The sequence below is a fragment of the Pseudomonas sp. K5002 genome (assembly GCF_013386655.1).
In the GTDB taxonomy this organism is placed as follows: Bacteria; Pseudomonadota; Gammaproteobacteria; order Pseudomonadales; family Pseudomonadaceae; genus Aquipseudomonas.
Window position 1 is genome coordinate 1 of sequence record NZ_JACARK010000743.1, and the last position, 3,416, is coordinate 3,416.

The window sequence follows — 3,416 nt, forward strand, 5'->3', positions numbered from 1 at the left end:
CAGCAGATCGCCGCACACGCGCGCAAGGTCGCCGCCGACAAGGGCTGGCCCTGCGCCGTGGCCATCGTCGATGACGGTGGCTGGCCGATCCTGACGCTGCGCATGGATGGCGCTCCCGTGGTGGCCGGTATCGAGCTGGCCCAAGGCAAGGCGCGCACTTCAGCGCTCTTCAAGCGGCCGTCCGGGGACCTGGAAAACGCTATCAACAATGGCCGCCCGGCAGCCATCACCGCCGGCCTGTTGATGATGAAGGGCGCCCAGCCAATCATCCTTGAAGGCCAGGTAGTGGGCGCCATCGGCATCAGCGCAGATACTCCGGCCCACGATGACGAGATCGCCCTCGCGGCGGTGGCTTCGGTGCAGCCATGAGCAAGGTCAGCCCGCGCCTGACACTGCTGACCGCCTCCGGGGTCTGTTCGCTGATCGTGCTCGACACCAACATCGTCGCCGTGACCCTGCCGAGCATCGCCCGGGACCTGGGGGCGAATTTTGCCGATATCGAATGGGTGGTCAGCGCTTATATGCTGGCCTTCGCCGCCCTGTTATTGCCGGCCGGAAGCATTGCCGACCGCTTTGGCCGCAAGAAGACCCTGGTCTGGGGCCTGGGTATTTTCATCCTCGCCTCCCTCGGCTGCGGTGCGGCGCCGAATGCGTTGTTCCTGGATATCGCTCGCGCCGTCAAAGGTGTCGGCGCAGCGCTGCTGCTGACCTCGGCCCTGGCCTCCATCGGCCATACCTTCCATGACGAAGTGGAACGCGCCAAGGCCTGGGCCTTCTGGGGCGCGTGCATGGGCGTGGCGATGACCGCCGCACCGACCCTCGGCGGGTTGATTACCCAATACCTGGGCTGGCGCTGGATTTTCTATCTGAATTTGCCGGTCGGCCTGGTGCTGATGGGACTGGTGCTGCGCGCGATTCCGGAATCCCGCGATGCCCAGGCTGCAAGGCTCGACCCTTGGGGCAGCCTGAGTTTCAGTGCCAGCCTGCTGTGCCTGATCTGGGGCTTGATCGAAGCCAACCGTATCGGCTGGGACAACCCGCTGACTTACGCGCGGCTGCTGGGAGGCGCTGCGTTGCTGGGTGTTTTTGTACTCGCCGAACGCCTGCAACAGCGGCCCATGGTCGACCTGCAACTGTTCAGGCACCCGCGCTTTATCGGCGCACTGCTGGGGATGTTCGCCTACGCCGGCTGTGCCCAGGTGATGATGACGCTGCTGCCGTTCTACCTGCAAAACGGCCTGGGGTTCTCCGCGATTGCCTCCGGGCTGGGCATGTTGCCGTTTGCCTTGACCATGTTGATTTGTCCGCGGATAGGCGCCCGACTGGCTAGCCGTTTTGCCCCGGCAACGATGATGGCGACGGGGCTGGCGTTGGTGGGGTGCGGCAACCTGCTGAGTGCCTGGGCGGTCAATATCGGCGGCTATCTGCCGTTCGCCCTGGCGATTGCCGTCACGGGGGCCGGCGCGGGATTGCTCAATGGCGATACGCAGAAAAACATCATGGCTTGCGTGCCACGGGACCGCGCGGGGATGGCGTCGGGCATGAGCACCACCATGCGCTTCAGCGCGATCATGTTGGCGATCGGGGTGTATGGGGCGTTGTTGAGCAGCCATAGCGAACAGTTGCTGCACACGAGCATCGGCTCCCAGTGGCAGGAACAGGCGGCAGGGATTGCTTCACGGGTAGTGGCTGGCGATATGCCAGCGGCCATGGCGTTGCTGCCCGAGTCCGCGCGGGACACGGTGCAGCCACTGGCGCGGCAGGCGTTCGTCGGCGGGTTCAGCGTGGTGCTATGGGTGGCGGGGTTGTTGGGTTTGCTGGGGGCGTTGGTGGTGGGATCGTTGATGCGGCATCCCATACCGGCGGTGCCGCAGGCCTCTTTACTGACTCGATAATGCGACCACCACGACCCAATGTGGGAGCGGGCTTGCTCGCGAATGCGGTGGGTCAGTCAATACATCTGTGACTGATCCACCGCCTTCGCGAGCAAGTCGAATCGTCGCACCGCCGCTCCCACATTTTGATCTTCGACAGTCAGTGAATGGTTACCAGAAACGCTGCTGGGTCAGGCGACTCCACCAAGTCAGCAGCACCCGGTCGACCGAACCGCTGGCTGCCAGGCCCACCCGCTCTTGCAGGCTTTTACGCTCGGCATAGTGCAGGTGGAACACCTCGGCGGTCTTGGCCTTGGTCGCCAGGTATTCGTCGCTGGTTTGCAGCTGGTCCACCAGTTGCTTGTCCAGCGCCGCGACACCCAGCCAGACTTCGCCGGTGGCCACATCATCAATCGCCAGCTGCGGGCGGTAGCGCGACACGAAGTTCTTGAACAGTTGATGGGTGATGTCCAGGTCTTCTTGGAACTTCTCGCGGCCCTTCTCGGTGTTTTCGCCAAACACGGTCAGGGTGCGTTTGTATTCACCGGCGGTCAGCACTTCGAAGTCGATGTCGTGCTTCTTCAGCAGGCGGTTGACGTTGGGCAACTGCGCCACCACGCCAATCGAGCCAAGGATGGCAAACGGTGCGCTGATGATCTTCTCGCCGATGCACGCCATCATGTAGCCGCCGCTGGCCGCGACCTTGTCGATGCACACGGTCAACGGCACGCCCGCCTCGCGGATACGCGCCAGTTGCGACGACGCCAGGCCGTAGCTGTGAACCATGCCGCCGCCGCTTTCAAGGCGCAGCACCACTTCGTCCTTGGGTGTGGCCAGGCTCAGCAGTGCCGTGATTTCATGGCGCAGGCTTTCAGTGGCCGAGGCCTTGATGTCGCCGTCGAAATCCAGCACGAACACCCGTGGCTTGGCTTCTGGCTTCTTCTTGCCCTTCTTCTTTTCGGCCTTGCCTTCAGACTTGCGCAGGGCCTTGAGCTGGTCCTTGTCGAGCAGGGTCTGCTCCAGGCGCTCACGCAAACCCTTGTAGAAGTCATTGAGCTTGCTGACCTGCAACTGGCCGGCAGCTTTGCGGCGGCCTTTGCTGCGCAGTGCGGCGAAACTGATCAGCACCACCAGGATGGCGACGACCAGGGTGACGGTTTTAGCCAGGAAAGTAGCGTACTCGGCCAGAAAATCCATGTGACTCCTTACAAGTGCAGTGCGCCAGGCGCGGATTGCCCAAGCATACCGACGCCACCGCCATGGAGCCAGTGATCAAACCGCCAGCAGCGGGCCTCTAACGACCTTTTAAAACAAGCGTATGTTTTTTCATTGACAGCTTCCCGGCATCCTCATAACCTCGCCAGACTTTCAACGTACCGGGAAAACGGACGTGGGCAGCATCTACCTGATTCGACATGGCCAGGCCTCCTTCGGTGCAGACGACTACGACGTGCTGTCGCCCATCGGTGTGCAACAGGCGCAAGTGCTTGGCCGCCACCTGGCGGAACTGGGCCTGGGCTTCGACCGCTGCCTGTCGGGCGA

At 62.9% G+C, this 3,416-nt stretch carries 4 protein-coding genes; 3 read left to right on the top strand and 1 reads right to left on the bottom strand.

Annotation, left to right across the window (positions count from 1 at the left end; genetic code table 11):
* Nucleotides 1-369: heme-binding protein (locus tag HX846_RS27535; RefSeq protein ID WP_218645489.1), on the top strand; the 369-nt coding region annotated here is incomplete at its 5' end.
* Nucleotides 366-1,895, top strand: a complete 1,530-nt coding sequence (locus HX846_RS27540) for an MFS transporter (protein WP_087694872.1) — start codon at nucleotides 366-368, stop codon at nucleotides 1,893-1,895. The genes HX846_RS27535 and HX846_RS27540, both read left to right, overlap by 4 nt.
* Nucleotides 1,896-2,045: 150 nt before the next feature.
* Here the strand turns inward: HX846_RS27540 and sohB are convergent, their stop codons facing one another.
* Complete coding sequence (gene sohB / locus HX846_RS27545; protein WP_008434663.1) at nucleotides 2,046-3,071, bottom strand: protease SohB; 1,026 nt, start codon at nucleotides 3,069-3,071, stop codon at nucleotides 2,046-2,048.
* Nucleotides 3,072-3,264: 193 nt separating this feature from the next.
* Here sohB and HX846_RS27550 point away from each other — a divergent pair.
* On the top strand, nucleotides 3,265-3,416 hold a 152-nt coding region (locus HX846_RS27550; protein ID WP_178966498.1), incomplete at its 3' end, for a phosphoglycerate mutase family protein.

Bases quoted from the DNA above. Each gene is read 5' to 3' on its own strand.
- HX846_RS27540 (WP_087694872.1), top strand. From the start codon at position 366: ATGAGCAAGGTCAGCCCGCGCCTGACACTGCTGACCGCCTCCGGGGTC.
- sohB (WP_008434663.1), bottom strand. From the start codon at position 3,071: ATGGATTTTCTGGCCGAGTACGCTACTTTCCTGGCTAAAACCGTCACC.